The sequence below is a fragment of the Kitasatospora sp. LaBMicrA B282 genome (assembly GCF_050325825.1).
Classification (GTDB): Bacteria; Actinomycetota; Actinomycetes; order Streptomycetales; family Streptomycetaceae; genus Kitasatospora.
In genome coordinates, this window is sequence record NZ_JBNQTI010000186.1 from 1 (window position 1) to 15,914 (window position 15,914).

Here is a 15,914-nt window from a genome sequence, read left to right on the forward strand (position 1 = left end):
GGGGCGGGCCCGCCGGCCCGCCCCGGCTCCGGTGCTCAGGGGCGTTGGCGGCTCAGTGCCGCCGGGGTGCTTCGGTCAGCGGTCAGCCGACGTTCAGCGCGGTGTCGTCGATGACGAAGCTGGTCTGACCGTTGCCGTTCTGGGCGCCGGTGAAGGTCAGGGTGACGCTCTGACCGGCGTAGGCCGACAGGTCCACGGTGCGCTGCACGTAGCCGCTCGCCGCGTCCAGGTTGGAGAAGGTCTGCACCGAGGTGCCGTTGGCAGCCAGGGTCAGGGTGTCATCGGCGGTCGAGCTCGGGTTCGACGTGTCGATGTGCAGGTAGTACGACATGGTCGCCTTGCAGCCGGCCGGGATGGTGACGGTCTGCGACAGGGTGTCGGTGTGGGCGCTGTTGTAGCCGTCCAGCCAGGCGTCGTAGCTGCCGGAGTGCGCGGGCTCGCTGGTCATGTCGCTGTTGATGACGCCCGAGGTCGAGGTCCAGGGCGCGGCGCTGCCGGTCTCGAAGCCGGCGTTGCCGAGCAGCTGGGCCGGGGTGCAGCTGGAGGCCGCGGCGACCGTGAAGGTGAAGGAGGTGGTGCCGGTGGCACCGGTGGAGTCCTTCGCGGTGACGGTGACCGAGGAGGAGCCCGCGGCGGTCGGGGTGCCGGAGATCAGGCCGGAGGCGCTGATCGACAGGCCGGCCGGCAGGCCGGTGGCCGAGTAGCTCAAGCTCTCGCCGGTGGCGCTGTCGGTGCCGTTGACCTGGACCGAGATGGCGCTGCCGACGGTGCCGCTCTGGTTGCCCGGGTTGGTGACGGTGACGGTGTTGCCACCGGTCGAGCCGCCGCCGTTGACGATCGGGTGCGAGATGGAGCACGCGTTGGTGTCGTTGGACCAGCTGGCCTGCTCGGCGAAGGTGCCGGTGGCGAAGCTGACCATGGCGGCGCCGCCGGTGGTGCCGGGCTTCAGCCAGGCGCACTCGTCGGAGTTCTCCTGGCCGTTGTAGGTGGCGTCACCGGTGTGGTTGGTCCAGCCGCCGGCCGGGTTCTGGTCCGACATCATCTCGTGCCACTCGTGGCCGAGGGTCATGGTGTAACCGTCGAGGGTGCCGGGCGAGTTGACGAAGCCCACGCCGCAGTTGGCGCCCTGGTCGATGTTGTACGGCTGGTTGCTGAAGGCGATGTCGCCGTAGGGCGAGGTCGCCGCGCCACCGGTCAGCGTGGTGTCGCCGTTCCAGTCGTGCCAGGCGCAGTAACCCGTGTTCGGGTCCTGGTAGTTGTCCGGGTCGGTGCCGTGCGGCGACAGCACGATGTAGTACGCGTCGCGGTTCGCGGCGGCCGTGGTGTTGCCGAAGTGGCCGGCGGCCTTGACGGCCTCCTGGGCCAGCTGGTTGCCGGTCGCGGCGGACGGCGAGGCGGCCGCGTTGTCGTACCAGACGCCGGAGAGCACGCCACCGGCCTGGTACGGGATGAAGTTGGCGTTCGAGGGGCAGCTGGTGGCGCCGGAGGCCACGTTCGGCCCGTCGCACCACTGGGTCAGGTCGGCCGACCACAGCTCGTTGTTGGTGCCGATGCCCTTGAACATCTGCTGGGTCGCGCCCGCGGCGCCGGCCGAGTCGCCCGAGAACTTGGCGTTCCCGTTGCTGTCGGTGGTCTTGGTGCCCCACTGGGTACCGTAGAAGACCAGGTAGACCTTGGAGTGGCCGCTCTGGACGCCGATGCCGTCCACGCCGCCGCCGTACGACAGGGTCTCCGCGCCGGTGGCGGCAGCCGAGGCCTGGTTCGCCAGGGTGGCGCGCCGCTGGGCCTCGTACTGCTTGATGCCCGGGAGCTTGCTCGCGTTCAGCGAGGAGCTGTAGGGGTTGAACTCGTTCTTGATCGGCGAGCCGGCGAGCGCGGCGGCGTTGTGGTGGGCCTGGCCGGAGACGGCCGGGGCGGCCGCGGGGGTCGCGGCGGCGGTGCCGGTGGCCAGGGCCGGGGCGGCGAAGGCGGTCAGGCCGCCGACCGCGAGGGTCAGCGAGGCGAGGCCGGCCATGGCGCTGTACCGCGCGGACCGGGTGGTGGGGGAAAGACCCATGTGGAGGGATGCCTCTCTCATGCCGATCGCCGCACCGCCTGGTGGGCGGGTGAACGATCAGGTGCGTGGACAGGAGCCGACGGCATCCCTCGGTGCGCACCGGCTCGGGCGGCCCGCCGGTATACCCGCCCGGCCCGTCGGGAATTCACCGGAGAATTCCCGGTGAAGGGGTGCCGGGAATTCCCGGCGGGCCGGGCGCGAACAACGCCGCCGATCTGGTACGGACCAAGGAAACTGAAGGGTAGTCACCTTGTGGGGGGTGGTCCGCCGTCTGCCGGGGTGAAGCCAACCAGAGCATGTGAACGCTGGTCAACGGATTTCTGAGGGTAAATTCATTCAAGGTGTTTTCGAGCGCATAAACTGAATAAGAAGGCGGCAGGTCGCACTGGTTTACGCGGGTAGGGGCTTGATCAAACCGTGACACCTGACACCGGGTCAGGCGGATCGGGGTGTCCGCTGAGCGGACGTCAATGGCGCGTCAGAACCCTCGGACGGTGTGTTAGGAACGCGTATGGAAAGCGCTCGGTCGGCCGTTCGGCCGGAGACGATGCGTAGCGCAGCCGAGCAACAGGAGTCGTCCGATGTCCATCACCCCCGACGCCGTCCAGGCCGAACCGCCGCATACCGGGCCGGGCGGACCGTCCGTCGCCGGCTCACTCGAGCCGGGCGAGGTCCGCGCGGGCAACACCCCCGACGGCGAGAGCCCTGACCGCGACCGCGACAAGCTGACCGCCCTCGGCGGGGTCGCCGCGCTCTCGCTGGACGCGATGGCCTCGGTCGCCTACGGCCCCGAGTCGATCGTCCTGGTGCTCGCCGCCGCCGGCAGCTACGGCCTCGGCTTCACCCTCCCGGTCACCGCGGCCATCGCCCTGCTGCTCGCGGTGCTCACCGCCTCCTACCGCCAGGTGATCGCCGCCTTCCCGGACGGCGGCGGCTCCTACGCGGTGGCCAAGACCCACCTGGGCCGCCGCACCGCGCTGACCGCGGCCGCCTCCCTGGTGATCGACTACATCCTCAACGTCGCGGTCTCGGTGACCGCCGGCGTGGCCGCGCTCACCTCCGCGATCCCCTCGCTCTACCCGGACCGGGTCTGGCTCTGCCTGGGCGTGCTGGTCCTGGTGACGGCGGTGAACCTGCGCGGCATCGCCGAGTCGGCCCGCTGGTTCATGGCGCCCACCGCGGTCTTCGTGCTCGCGATCATGGCGATCATCGTCGTCGGCCTGTTCCGCTCCACCCCGGCCAGCACCGCGGCCGCCGCCGGCCACGCCTCCACGCTGGCCGCCAACGCGACCGGCGTCGGCGCCCTGCTGCTGCTCAAGGCCTTCGCCTCCGGCTGCTCGGCGCTGACCGGCGTGGAGGCGGTGGCCAATGCCGTCCCGTCCTTCCGCAACCCGCGGGTCAAGCGGGCCCAGCACACCGAGATCGCGCTCGGCGCCGTCCTCGGCGTGATGCTGGTCGGGCTGGCGGTGCTGATCGGCCGCTTCCACCTGCAGCCGGTGGACGGCGTCACGGTGCTCGCCCAGCTGGCGGACGCCTCGCTCGGCCACGGGTTCGGCTTCTACCTGGTCCAGTTCTCCACCGTGGTCCTGCTCGCGCTGGCGGCCAACACCTCGTTCGGCGGCCTGCCGGTGCTGATGCGCCTGCTGGCCCGCGACAACCACCTGCCGCACGTCTTCGCGCTGCGCGCCGACCACCAGGTGCACCGGCACGGCGTGCTCTTCCTGGCGCTGGTCTCGGCCGTGCTGCTGGTCGGCTCCGGCGGCGACGTGAACAGCCTGGTGCCGCTCTTCTCGATCGGCGTCTTCGTCGGCTTCACCATCTGTCAGGTCGGCATGGTCAAGCACTGGATGAAGTGCCGTTGTGCCGGCTGGCGGGGCAAGGCGCTGCTGAACGGCTTCGGCGCGGTGCTCACCGGGGTGGCCACGGTGGTGGTCACCGGCACCAAGTTCACCGAGGGCGCCTGGGGCATCGTGGTGGCGCTGCCGCTGCTGGTGCTGCTCTTCGAGCTGGTGCACCGCGCCTACGGGCGGATCGGCGAGCGGCTGGAACTGGGCCGGATCCCGGGGCCGCTGACCCCGGAGCGCTCACTGGTGGTGGTCCCGGTGCACTCGATCACCCGGCTGACCCGGGAGGCGCTGTCCACCGCGCTCACCCTCGGGGACGAGGTGCTCGCGGTCACCGTGGTGCCGACCGAGCCGGACGCCGAGGACCGGCAGGGCGTCGAGGCGCTGCGCCGGGACTGGGAGCTGTGGCAGCCGGGGGTGCCGCTGGTCGAGGTGCAGGACGCGCACCGGCGGCTCGGCCGGCCGCTGGTCGGCTTCGTCAACGGCCTGGCCGGGCAGCCGCGGGTAGAGGACGGCGGCTTCGACCGGATCACCGTGCTGATCGCCGAGGTGGAGCCGGTGCACTTCTGGCAGCGGGCGCTGCAGAACCAGCGCGGGGTGCTGATCGACCGGGCGCTGCGCCGGGGCACCGACGCGGTGGTCTGCCGGCTGCGGCTGCGGATGTAGCGGCCAGGGGCCGCACTCGCGACCCGCGGGCCACGGCCCGCCGACGCGCCGGCCGCTGAGGAACACTCGGGAACCACCTCACGCGGACCAGCGCCACCATCGAGAACCGACTTCTCGTGCGCCCGGCGGACCCGTCCGCCGGGCGCACGGCCGTTCCGTGGAATACCCCCCTGGCACCTGCCGTTCCAAGGGCAATCGGCAGCTTTCCCTGCGAACGAAGCTGAAACATCACGATTGCCCTGCATTTCTCATAACGGCTCGGTACTTTGATGCGCCCTTAATGCGGCTCATTGACGCGGTTTTGACGCTTGATCCAGCGCCGTCGGACCTCGCCTGGCCTGCGCAAACACCGCCCCGCCCGGCCGTGACGAAGGCTGCCGAACCCCCGCGAGTCGCCCATTGCCTGTACGCGCAGGACGCATACGCTCACGCGTGTGTTCAACGTGCCCCAGGCGCTGAAGCGCCTAGTGATCGGTAAGGCCATGCGCAGCGAGGAGCTGGGCGAGACCCTGCTCCCCAAGCGGCTGGCGCTGCCGATCTTCGCATCCGACCCGCTCTCCTCGGTGGCCTACGCCACCGAGGAGATCCTGCTGGTGCTCACCCTCGGCGGCACCACGTTCCTCTACCTGACCCCGTGGGTGGCGGCCGGCGTCGTCGCGCTGATGGCGGTCGTGGTGCTCTCCTACCGCCAGGTGGTGCACGCCTACCCGGGCGGCGGCGGGTCGTACGAGGTGGTGACCCGCAACCTCGGCGCCAAGCCGGGCCTGGTGGTGGCCGCCGCCCTGCTGGTCGACTACGTGATGACCGTGGCCGTCTCGGTGGCCTCCGGCGTGGACAACACCATCTCGGCCTTCCCGGGACTCAACGACTACCGGGTCCCGATCGCGGTCGGGTGCGTGGTCCTGCTGGCCGCGGTGAACCTGCGCGGGGTGCGCGAGTCCGGCAAGGCCTTCGCCGCCCCGACCTACCTCTTCATCTTCAGCATCCTGCTGATGGTGATCACCGGATTCCTGAAGATGGCGTTCGGCCACACCCCGGTGGCCGAGAGCGCCAAGTACGCCGTCACGCCGGAGGGCAGCAACGGGACGCTGGCCGGCGTGGCGCTGGTCTTCCTCGGCCTGAAGGCCTTCGCCTCCGGCTGCACCGCGCTCACCGGCGTCGAGGCGATCTCCAACGGCGTGCCGGCCTTCCGGCCGCCGAAGGCCAAGAACGCGGCCACCACCATGTCGTGGATGGGCATCACCGCCGTGGTGATGTTCATCGGCATCACCGCGCTGGCGCTGGTCGCCAAGGTGCACAAGACCGACGACAGCTGCCAGCTGGTCGGCCTGGCCGGCGACTGCCACAACTACTCGCAGCCGACCGTGATCGCCCAGCTGTCGTCCTCGATCTTCGGCGGCGACCACACCTTCCTCTTCTACCTGGTCCAGGCCGCCACCGCGCTGGTCCTGATCCTGGCCGCGAACACCGCCTTCAACGGCTTCCCACTGCTCGGCTCGATCCTGGCCCAGCACCGCTACCTGCCCCGGCAACTGCACACCCGCGGGGACCGGCTGGCCTTCTCCAACGGCATCATCGCGCTGGCCGTGGTCAACATCCTGCTGCTCTGGGCGTACAAGGCCAACGTCAACAACCTGATCCACCTGTACATCCTGGGCGTCTTCACCTCCTTCACGCTGTCCCAGATCGGCATGGTCCGGCACTGGAACGAGGTGCTGGACAGCGATGCCGAGCCGGCCGTGCGCAACGCCGCCAAGCGGTCCCGGGTGATCAACGGCTTCGGCGCGATCATCACCGCGCTGGTGCTGGTGATCGTGATGATCACCAAGTTCACCGAGGGCGCCTGGCTGGCCGTGGTCGCGGCGATCGTGCTCTTCGTGATGATGCGCGGCATCCGCCGGCACTACGACTCGGTGGCCGAGGAGCTGGCGGTGGACGACCCGCACGCCGAGGCGGTCCGCCCGTCCAAGGTGCACGGCATGGTCCTGGTCTCCAAGCTGCACAAGGCCACGCTGCGGGCGATCGGCTACGCCGAGGCCTTCCGGCCGGACATCCTGGAGGCGGTCACGGTCTCGGTGGAGAAGGACGACACCGACGACCTCAAGGAGCAGTGGAGCGCGTTCGACATCCGGGTGCCGCTCAAGGTGCTGGACTCGCCCTACCGCGAGATCACCAAGCCGGTGGTGGCCTACGTGCGCTCGGTGCGCCGCACCAGCCCCAGGGACGCGGTCGCCGTCTTCATCCCGGAGTACGTGGTCGGCCACTGGTGGGAGCACCTGCTGCACAACCAGTCCGCGCTCTGGCTGAAGAGCCGGCTGCTCTTCACCCCCGGCGTGATGGTGATCAGCGTGCCGTGGCAGCTGCGCTCGGCGCCGCGCGCCGACCACCCGGCCCGCCGGGCGCCCGGCGCGGTGCGCCGCGGCGAGCCGGTCGCCTCCGACCGCAAGCGCGAGCAGATCGAGGCGCCGGAGAACGCGTGACCGAGCGCAGTGACGGGCCCCGGGCGGATCATCCGCCCGGGGCCCGTCCGTTGCCGCGCCCGGGCCCGTGGGCCCGCCCCGAGCCCGCCGCCCCTGCGTGCGGGCCCCGTCCGCCGCTCCGCGCAGGTCCGCGCCCGGCCCGTTGCCGCCGTGTTATCGCGCCGTGATCGGCCCTCGACCGCCCGTATGGAGCCCGTCAACAAGCCCGCTGCGCCCGTATGGAGGACGTCAAGAACGACGGGTACGGCTCGAACAGACGCTTTGCTAGCCGGGCCGGTCTTCCGCCGGTGTCGTGGAGCCGCCCGGCCGCCCACGGCCAGGTTCCTTGAAGCAACTGGTGGAGCTCATGCTCGATCTCGTCTTCGTCGGCATCACGGTCGCCGTGTTCGCCGTCCTCGCTCTGATCGCGCGGGGGGTGGAGAAGCTGTGAGTGTCGAGAATCTCGCAGGTCTCATCGTCGCCGTCGTCCTCGTCGGCTACCTCGTCGTGGCGTTGATCTACCCGGAGAAGTTCTGACATGAGCTCCACTCTCGCGGGCTGGCTGCAGGCCCTCGCCCTGGTGGGCGCGCTCGCTCTCTGCTACCGGCCGCTGGGCGACTACATCGCCAAGCTCCTCACCACCGCCAAGCACCTCAAGGTCGAGCGCGGTCTCTACAAGGCGATCGGCGTGGACGGCGACGCCGACCAGCGCTGGCCCTCCTACCTCCGCTCGGTGCTGGCCTTCTCGGCCGTCAGCGTGCTCTTCCTCTACCTGCTGCAGCGGATCCAGAACCACCTGCTGCTGAGCCTCGGCTTCAAGGCGATCACGCCGCACGGCGCCTGGAACACCGCCATCTCCTTCGTGACCAACACGAACTGGCAGGACTACGGCGGCGAGTCCACCCTGGGCCACACCGTGCAGATGGTGGGCCTGGCGGTGCAGAACTTCGTCTCCGCCGCCGTCGGCATCGCGGTGGTCGCCACCCTGATCCGCGGCTTCACCCGCTCCAAGACCGACCGGGTCGGCAACTTCTGGGTCGACCTGACCCGGATCACGCTGCGCCTGCTGCTGCCGCTGTCGATCGTCTTCGCCATGGTCCTGGTGGCCAACGGCGTGGTGCAGAACTTCCACGGCTTCCACGAGATCACCACCATGACCGGTGACTCCCAGATGATCCCCGGCGGCCCGGTGGCCTCGCAGGAGGTCATCAAGGAGCTGGGCACCAACGGCGGTGGCTTCTTCAACGCCAACTCGGCCCACCCGTTCGAGAACCCGACCGGCTTCACCAACTGGCTGGAGATCTTCCTGCTGCTGGTGATCTCGTTCTCGCTGCCCCGCACCTTCGGCAAGATGGTCGGCGACAACCGCCAGGGCTACGCGATCGTCTCGGTCATGGGCATGTTCTGGGTCGCCTCCGCGGCGGCGATGACCTTCTTCGAGACCCACGCCGCGGGCACCGCGCTCAAGGCGGCCGGCGCCGCGATGGAGGGCAAGGAGGTCCGCTTCGGCACCTGGGGCACCGCGCTCTTCGCCTCCTCGACCACCCTCACCTCGACCGGTGCGGTCAACGGTGCGCACGACTCGCTCACCCCGGGCGGCGGCGGTGTGGCGATGTTCGACATGATGCTCGGCGAGATCGCGCCCGGCGGTACCGGCTCCGGCCTCTACGGCATGCTGATCCTGGCCATCGTGGCGGTCTTCGTCGCCGGTCTGATGGTCGGCCGCACCCCCGAGTACCTGGGCAAGAAGCTCGGCGGCCGGGAGATGAAGTTCGCCTCCCTCTACATCCTGACCACCCCGCTGATCGTCCTGATCGGCACCGGTGTCGCGATGGCGCTGAAGGGCGAGCGGGCCAACATGCTCAACTCGGGAGCCCACGGGTTCTCCGAGATCCTCTACGCCTTCACCTCCGCGGCGAACAACAACGGCTCCGCCTTCGGCGGTCTGACGGTGACCTCGCCCTGGTGGGACACCGCGCTCGGCCTCGCGATGGTCTTCGGCCGCTTCCTGCCGATCGTCTTCGTGCTGGCACTGGCGGGCTCGCTCGCCCAGCAGCAGCCGGTCCCCGCCACCAAGGGCACCCTGCCCACTCACAAGCCGCTTTTCGTGGGGCTGCTGTCGGGCGTCGTCCTGATCGTGGTTGGCCTCACCTACTTCCCGGCCCTGGCTCTCGGGCCGATCGCGGAAGGTCTGCACTGATGTCGTCCACCCTTACTCCCGCCCCGGTCCAGCAGGCCGAGGCCCAGCAGCCGCACCGCGTGAAGTCCGGCCTGCTCGACCCCAAGCTGATCGTCGCCTCCATCCCGGACGCGTTCAAGAAGCTCGACCCGCGGGTCATGATCAAGAACCCGGTCATGTTCGTGGTCGAGGTCGGATCGGTGGTCACCACCGTCTCCGCCTGCGCCAAGCCCTCGGTCTTCGCCTGGGCGATCACCCTGTGGCTCTGGCTGACCGTGGTCTTCGCCAACCTGGCCGAGGCCGTGGCCGAGGGCCGCGGCAAGGCCCAGGCCGACACGCTGCGCCGCACCAAGACCGAGACCATGGCCCGCCGGCTGCTCGACTGGCCCGCCTCGCAGGCCGAGGAGGAGGTGTCCGGCACCGAGCTGCAGCTCGGCGACCACGTGGTGGTCGAGGCCGGCCAGATCATCCCCGGCGACGGTGACGTGGTCGAGGGCGTGGCCAGCGTCGACGAGTCGGCGATCACCGGTGAGTCCGCGCCGGTGATCCGCGAGTCCGGTGGTGACCGTTCTGCGGTCACCGGTGGCACCAAGGTGCTCTCCGACCGGATCGTGGTGAAGATCGCCTCGGAGCCCGGCAAGTCCTTCATCGACCGGATGATCGCCCTGGTCGAGGGCGCCGCCCGGCAGAAGACCCCGAACGAGATCGCGCTCAACATCCTGCTGGCCTCGCTGACCATCGTCTTCCTGGTCACCGTCGCCGCGCTGCAGCCGATGGCCGCCTTCGCCGGCGCCCCGCAGACCCTGATCGTCCTGGTCTCGCTGGTCGTCGCGCTGATCCCGACCACGATCGGTGCGCTGCTCTCCGCGATCGGCATCGCCGGCATGGACCGCCTGGTGCAGCGCAACGTGCTCGCCATGTCGGGCCGTGCGGTCGAGGCCGCCGGTGACGTCAACACCCTGCTGCTGGACAAGACCGGCACCATCACCCTGGGCAACCGCCAGGCCTCGGAGTTCCTGCCCGCCCAGGGCGTGGACACCCAGGAGCTGGCCGACGCCGCGCAGCTCTCCTCGCTGGCCGACGAGACCCCCGAGGGTCGCTCGATCGTGGTGCTGGCCAAGACCGACTACGGTCTGCGGGCCCGCGCCCAGGGCGAGCTGGAGCACGCCACCTGGGTTCCGTTCACCGCCCAGACCCGCATGTCGGGTGTCGACCTGGCCGAGGCCGACGGCCTGCACCAGGTCCGCAAGGGCGCGGCCGGCTCGGTCACCCGCTGGGTCACCGAGAACGGCGGCACGGTCGGCGACGACATCGCGCAGCTGGTCGACGGCATCTCCGCCGCGGGTGGCACCCCGCTGGTGGTGGCCAACAAGATCGGTGCGGCTCCGGCCCGCGCCCTCGGGGTGATCTACCTCAAGGACGTGGTCAAGGAGGGCATGAAGGAGCGCTTCGACGAGCTCCGCCGGATGGGCATCAAGACCATCATGATCACCGGTGACAACCCGCTGACCGCCAAGGCGATCGCGGAGGAGGCCGGCGTGGACGACTTCCTCGCCGAGGCCACCCCCGAAGACAAGATGGCCCTGATCAAGAAGGAGCAGGAGGGTGGCAAGCTGGTCGCGATGACCGGTGACGGCACCAACGACGCTCCGGCCCTGGCCCAGGCCGACGTGGGTGTGGCGATGAACACGGGCACCATGGCGGCCAAGGAGGCCGGCAACATGGTGGACCTGGACTCCAACCCCACCAAGCTGATCGAGATCGTCGAGATCGGCAAGCAGCTGCTGATCACCCGTGGTGCGCTGACCACCTTCTCGATCGCCAACGACGTCGCGAAGTACTTCGCGATCATCCCCGCCATGTTCGCCAGCGTGTACCCGGGTCTGGGCCACCTGAACATCATGGCGCTGCACAGCCCGAAGTCCGCGATCACCTCGGCGATCATCTTCAACGCCCTGGTCATCATCGGCCTGATCCCGCTCGCCCTGCGCGGCGTGAAGTACCGTCCTACCGACGCCAGCTCGCTGCTCCGCCGGAACATCGGGATCTACGGCATCGGCGGTCTGATCGTGCCGTTCATCGGTATCAAGGCGATCGACATGATCGTCATGTTCATCCCCGGCCTGCGCTGAGAAACGGAGGAAGCCACTCATGTCCAAGCCACTGCCCACCTCCGTCCGCACCCACCTCACCGCCCTGCGGATGCTGCTGGTGATGACCGTGCTCCTCGGCATCGCCTACCCGCTGCTGGTCACCGGGCTCAGCCAGGTCGCCTTCGCGAACAAGGCCGACGGCTCGATCGTGAAGGCCGACGGCAAGGAGATCGGTTCCAGCCTGATCGGCCAGAACTTCAACCTGCCGAAGAAGAACCCGAGCGACCCGAACGAGCAGGCCCAGCCGGACCCGAAGTACTTCCAGCCGCGCCCGTCCGCGGCCGGGACCGCCGGGTACGACCCGACCTCCTCCTCGCCCACCAACCTCGGTCCCAACAGCGACGTCCTGCTGAAGAGCGTCCAGGCCGCCCGGGCCGCGGACGCCGCCTTCGACGGCGTCGACCCGGCGAGCGTGCCGGCCGACGCGGTGACCTCCTCGGGCTCCGGCCTGGACCCGCACATCTCGGTGGCCTACGCCGACGAGCAGGTCAACCGCGTGGCCGCCGCCCGCAAGCTGCCGGTCGAGCAGGTCAAGGCGCTGGTCTCCAAGTACACCGAGGGTCGCTCGCTGGGCTTCCTCGGCGACTCGGGCGTCAACGTCCTCCTGCTCAACAGTGCACTGAACGAGCTGAAGTGACCACTCATCAGTTCGATTGACCGGACCGGCCCGTGCGGGGAGCGCCCCGCACGGGCCGGTTCGACCCGTCTCTGCCCCTCGTGAAAGAGAGAAGAAGCCCCCCATGGCTCGCGATCTCGCCTCCGCCGCCCCGCCCAGGCGCGGCCGGCTGCGGGTGTACCTCGGTTCGGCTCCCGGCGTCGGCAAGACCTACCGGATGCTGGACGAGGCCCGGCGCAGACAGGAGCGCGGCGCGGACGTCGTGGTGGGGTACATCGAGTGCCACGGCCGCAAGTACACCGAGGGGATGCTCGACGGCCTCGAGGTGCTGCCCCGGCTGCACCGCACCTACCGCGGCACCGAGTTCACCGAGATGGACGTCGACGCGGTGCTGGCCCGCCGCCCCGCCGTGGTGCTGGTGGACGAGCTCGCCCACACCAACATCCCCGGCGGCACCAACGCCAAGCGTTGGCAGGACGTCGAGGACCTGCTGGCCGCCGGGCTGGACGTGATCACCACGGTCAACGTCCAGCACCTGGAGAGCCTCAACGACGTCGTCCAGAAGATCACCGGCACCCCGCAGCGGGAGACCGTCCCGGACGAAGTGGTGCGCCGGGCCGACCAGATCGAACTCGTCGACATGGCCCCGCAGGCACTGCGCCGCCGGATGGCCCATGGCAACGTCTACAAGGCCGAGAAGGTGGACGCCGCGCTCTCCAACTACTTCCGGGTCGGGAACCTGACGGCACTCCGGGAACTCGCGCTGCTCTGGGTGGCCGGCCGGGTCGACGAGGGCCTGCGGGACTACCGCGCCGAGCACAACATCGACCGGGTCTGGGAGACCCGGGAACGGGTCGTGGTCGCGCTCACCGGCGGCCCGGAGGGCGAGACGCTGATCCGGCGCGCCGCCCGGATCGCCGACCGGACGGCGGCCGGCCAGCTGCTGGCCGTGCACGTCACCCGCAGCGACGGCCTGGCCGGCGCCTCGCCCGGCGCACTGGCCACCCAGCGCCGCCTGGTGGAGACCCTGGGCGGCAGCTACCACGTGGTGGTCGGCGACGACATCCCCAACGCGCTGCTCGGCTTCGCCCGGGCCAACGACGCCACCCAGCTGGTGCTCGGCACCAGCCGCCGCGGCCGGATCACCCGCTTCCTGACCGGCCCGGGCATCGGCGAGACCACGGTGGACGCCTCCGAGGACATCGACGTCCACATGGTCACCCACGAGTTCACCGGGCGCGGCCGGCTGCCCAAGCTCGGCCGCCGGCACTCCCGGCAGCGCACCGTGGCCGGCTTCACCTCCGGCCTGGTGCTGCCCTTCGCGCTCACCGGCGTGCTCTCCCAGCTGCACCACACCCTCAACCTGACCACCGACGCGCTGCTCTTCCAGCTCGGCGTGGTGGCCGTGGCGCTGCTCGGCGGCGCGGCCTCGGCACTGGTCGCCTCGCTGATCGCCTCGCTGCTGCTGAACTACTACTTCATCCCGCCGGTGCACACCTTCACCATCGGCGAGACCAACAACGTGATCGCGCTGGTGGTCTTCGCGATGGTGGCGCTGACCGTCTCCACGGTGGTGGACCGGGCGACCAGACTGACCGGGCGGGCGGCCGGGGCCACCGCCGAGGCCGAGACCCTCTCCGCGCTGGCGGGCACCGTGCTGCGCAGCCAGGACGCCGGCCAGGCCGGCGGCTCGGTGATCCCGACCCTGCTGGAGCACTCCCGCAACACCTTCGGCCTGGACTCGGTGGCGCTGCTCTCCCGCGCGGACGGCTCGGTGATCGCCCGCAGCGACGCGGCCGGCGACGGCGCCGCGGACGTGGAGAGCACCGAGGTGCCGGTCGGCTCGGACGCGCTGCTGATCCTCACCGGGCGCCGGCTGCCCGCCGACCAGCAGCGCCTGCTCACCGCCTTCGCCGCGCACGTGGCCGCCGCGCTGGAACGCGACCGGCTGGCGGCGGTGGCGGCCGAGGTGGAGCCGATCAAGGCCGCCGACAAGATGCGCACCGCGCTGCTCGCCGCGGTCAGCCACGACCTGCGCACCCCGCTGGCCGCCGCGCTGGCCTCGGTCGGCTCGCTGCGCAGCCCGGACGTCGAGTTCTCCCCGGAGGACCAGGCCGAGCTGCTGGCCACCGCCGACGAGTCGCTGGTCCGGCTGAACCGCCTGGTGGACAACCTGCTCGACATGAGCCGGCTGCAGGCCGGCGCGCTCACCCTGCACCTGGGGCCGGTGCACATCGACGAGGTGCTGCCCCGGGCGCTGGACTCGCTGGACGACCCGGAGGCCCCGGTCCAGCCGCTCGACCTGGAGCTGGTGCCCGCCGTGCTGGCCGACGCCCCGCTGCTGGAGCGGGTGCTGGCCAACGTGATCACCAACGCGCTGCGCTACAACGCCCCCGGCGCGCCGGTGCTGGTCAGTGCCAGCACCCACCTCGACCAGGTGCAGATCCGGATCGCCGACCGCGGTCCGGGCATCCCGGCCGCCGACCGGGACCGGGTCTTCCTGCCCTTCCAGCGACTGGGCGACACCGACAACACCACCGGGGTCGGCCTCGGGCTCGCGCTCTCCCGCGGCCTGGCCGAGGCGATGGGCGGCACCCTCGAGGTCGAGGACACCCCCGGCGGCGGCACCACCATGCTGCTGACCCTGCCGACCGCGGCCGAGGAGGACGAGGCACCGTGACCGAGCGTTGGGGGGCCGCCCAGCCGAAGGCCGGCGGAGAGCGCCACATACTGATCGTCGACGACGAGCCGCAGCTGCTCCGCGCGCTGCGGATCAACCTGCGGGCCCGCGACTACCAGGTGGCCACCGCCGCCACCGCCGCGGCCGCCCTGGAGGCCGCCGAACGCAGCCGGCCGGACGCCGTGCTGCTCGACCTGGGCCTGCCGGACCTGGACGGGGTGGAGGTGATCCACCGGCTGCGCGGGCGCGGCCCGGTGCCGATCATCGTGCTCTCCGGGCGCAGCGGCGCCGACGACAAGATCCAGGCGCTGGACGCCGGGGCCGACGACTACGTCACCAAGCCCTTCCTGATGGACGAGCTGTTCGCCCGGCTGCGCGCGGTGCTGCGCCGCCCGGTGGCCACCACCTCGGTCAGCACCGCGATCCTGGGGGACTGGGCGGTGGACCTGACCGCCGGCACCGTGCACCGGGCGGACGGCGGCGAGCCGGCCCAGCTGCGGCTCACCCCGACCGAGTGGAAGATCCTCACCATGCTGCTGGCCAACCCGGGCCGGCTGCTGCCGGGGCGCCAGATCCTGCGCGCGGTCTGGGGGCCGGGGCACGAGGAGCGCGGCAACTACCTGCGGGTGTACTTCGCAGGCCTACGGCGCAAGCTGGAGCGGGACCCGGGCCGGCCGCGGCACCTGATCACCGAGCCGGGAATCGGCTACCGCTACGAGCCCTGATCCCGGCGCAGGTCAGGCCCGGTCCGACGGGTGGCGCTAATGATGCGTCAAGACGGACCCCCCGGGTGCCAAGGGCGCATCAGGAGGGTCCAGAATCGTCAGGCCCCGGGGCTAGCGTCAACCGTGCGGAAAACGGTTCCGCTCCGCTCCGTGGGGGAGCCCGGCCCGACGCCGGGTCTGGAGCTGGACCGCGCCGGCGCGCGGCGGCCCCCGTCCGGGGGACCGCCCGGCGCCGGCGGCCGGGTGACGGGGAGGGGAAGCGCGCCATGGCAGCTGGAGCAAGGCCGGCAGCACCGGGGGAGACCTCGTCCGCAGGGACGAGGTCGGTGGCCGGCGGCAGTGCCACTGCGCTCCTCGATCCCGGCACCGCGCCGACCGCGGTACCGGCCGCGCGGACCTCACCCGCGCGGCCGGCGCCCGTGCGGCTGCCGGCCGGCGGCCTGGGGGGGGGGGGGGGGGGGGGGGGGGGGGGGAAAAAAAAAAAACCCCCCCCCCCCCCCCCCGCCCCCACCCCCCCCCCCCCCCCCCCCCCCCCC

The 15,914-nt window shown here is 71.0% G+C and carries 9 protein-coding genes; 8 read left to right on the top strand and 1 reads right to left on the bottom strand.

Translation table 11 applies throughout. The features are described from left to right. Positions 1 to 82 precede the first annotated feature (82 nt). On the bottom strand, positions 83 to 2,056 hold the full coding sequence (locus ACQRUO_RS33545) for a putative Ig domain-containing protein (RefSeq protein WP_428319918.1): 1,974 nt from the start codon (positions 2,054 to 2,056) through the stop codon (positions 83 to 85). A 581-nt stretch (positions 2,057 to 2,637) separates the two neighbouring features. Between ACQRUO_RS33545 and ACQRUO_RS33550 the strand changes: the two genes are divergently transcribed. The 8 genes from ACQRUO_RS33550 to ACQRUO_RS33585 all read left to right on the top strand — a co-directional run bounded on the left by ACQRUO_RS33550 (position 2,638) and on the right by ACQRUO_RS33585 (position 15,378). Continuing rightward, positions 2,638 to 4,566 (top strand): APC family permease, encoded by a 1,929-nt coding sequence (locus tag ACQRUO_RS33550; RefSeq protein ID WP_428319919.1) that lies wholly within the window; start codon positions 2,638 to 2,640, stop codon positions 4,564 to 4,566. 434 nt (positions 4,567 to 5,000) lie between these two features. Beyond that, entirely contained in the window at positions 5,001 to 7,046 is a 2,046-nt protein-coding gene (locus ACQRUO_RS33555; RefSeq protein WP_428319920.1) for an APC family permease, read from the top strand. A 426-nt stretch (positions 7,047 to 7,472) separates the two neighbouring features. Continuing rightward, positions 7,473 to 7,562 carry a K(+)-transporting ATPase subunit F gene (kdpF, locus tag ACQRUO_RS33560; protein ID WP_184937114.1) on the top strand — a complete coding sequence of 30 codons (90 nt, stop codon included), beginning with the start codon at positions 7,473 to 7,475 and terminating at the stop codon, positions 7,560 to 7,562. 1 nt (position 7,563) lies between these two features. Then, a complete protein-coding gene (kdpA, locus tag ACQRUO_RS33565; protein ID WP_428319921.1) occupies positions 7,564 to 9,225 on the top strand; it encodes a potassium-transporting ATPase subunit KdpA in 1,662 nt (553 codons plus the stop codon). Next, entirely contained in the window at positions 9,225 to 11,336 is a 2,112-nt protein-coding gene (gene kdpB / locus ACQRUO_RS33570) for a potassium-transporting ATPase subunit KdpB (RefSeq protein ID WP_428319922.1), read from the top strand. Before kdpA ends, kdpB begins: the two co-directional genes overlap by 1 nt. Positions 11,337 to 11,355: 19 nt before the next feature. Then, positions 11,356 to 11,994 carry a potassium-transporting ATPase subunit KdpC gene (kdpC, locus tag ACQRUO_RS33575; RefSeq protein ID WP_428319923.1) on the top strand — a complete coding sequence of 213 codons (639 nt, stop codon included), beginning with the start codon at positions 11,356 to 11,358 and terminating at the stop codon, positions 11,992 to 11,994. A gap of 103 nt (positions 11,995 to 12,097) precedes the next feature. Beyond that, a complete protein-coding gene (locus ACQRUO_RS33580; protein WP_428319924.1) occupies positions 12,098 to 14,653 on the top strand; it encodes an ATP-binding protein in 2,556 nt (851 codons plus the stop codon). After that, positions 14,650 to 15,378 (top strand): response regulator, encoded by a 729-nt coding sequence (locus ACQRUO_RS33585; RefSeq protein WP_428319925.1) that lies wholly within the window; start codon positions 14,650 to 14,652, stop codon positions 15,376 to 15,378. Before ACQRUO_RS33580 ends, ACQRUO_RS33585 begins: the two co-directional genes overlap by 4 nt. The last annotated feature ends 536 nt before the right edge of the window (positions 15,379 to 15,914 follow it).

Excerpts from the sequence above, each read along its gene's own strand:
- kdpC (WP_428319923.1), top strand. The coding sequence starts at position 11,356 with ATGTCCAAGCCACTGCCCACCTCCGTCCGCACCCACCTCACCGCCCTG.
- kdpA (WP_428319921.1), top strand. The coding sequence starts at position 7,564 with ATGAGCTCCACTCTCGCGGGCTGGCTGCAGGCCCTCGCCCTGGTGGGC.
- kdpB (WP_428319922.1), top strand. The coding sequence starts at position 9,225 with ATGTCGTCCACCCTTACTCCCGCCCCGGTCCAGCAGGCCGAGGCCCAG.
- ACQRUO_RS33550 (WP_428319919.1), top strand. The coding sequence starts at position 2,638 with ATGTCCATCACCCCCGACGCCGTCCAGGCCGAACCGCCGCATACCGGG.
- ACQRUO_RS33580 (WP_428319924.1), top strand. The coding sequence starts at position 12,098 with ATGGCTCGCGATCTCGCCTCCGCCGCCCCGCCCAGGCGCGGCCGGCTG.
- ACQRUO_RS33545 (WP_428319918.1), bottom strand. The coding sequence starts at position 2,056 with ATGGGTCTTTCCCCCACCACCCGGTCCGCGCGGTACAGCGCCATGGCC.